Origin of the sequence: Vibrio sp. T20 (assembly GCF_007858795.1) — a bacterium.
Classification (GTDB): Bacteria; Pseudomonadota; Gammaproteobacteria; order Enterobacterales; family Vibrionaceae; genus Vibrio; species Vibrio satsumensis.
This window is the reverse complement of the sequence record NZ_VFEB01000178.1, coordinates 1-299: the sequence shown is the minus strand read 5'-3', so window position 1 is coordinate 299 and position 299 is coordinate 1. Positions and strand designations below refer to the sequence as shown.

Below are 299 nucleotides of genomic sequence, written 5' to 3'. Positions count from 1 at the left end.
AAATCCGAGCAAATGTATAAACGCTCTCTACGCCAACACACCAAAAACGGCAACGTGCTCAATAACTACGGCACCTTTCTTTGCAAGCGGGTTGACTTCGAGAAAGCCGATCAAATGTTTAATCGAGCCATTGGGCAGCCTTATTACTATCTCATTCCGGCCAGTTATGAAAACGCCGCATTTTGCGCGTTGAAGTCACAAGATAAAGACAAAGCGAAATACTACTTCGTCCGAGCAATTGATCATGACCCTCATAGGCCAAAATCTATTTTGCAGCTAGCCAAGCTAGAAATTGATAG

At 43.8% G+C, this 299-nt stretch carries 1 pseudogene; it reads left to right on the top strand.

Annotated elements, in window-relative coordinates:
• Positions 1-299: pseudogene (locus tag FTW16_RS24645) on the top strand (type IV pilus biogenesis/stability protein PilW); the annotation flags it as partial.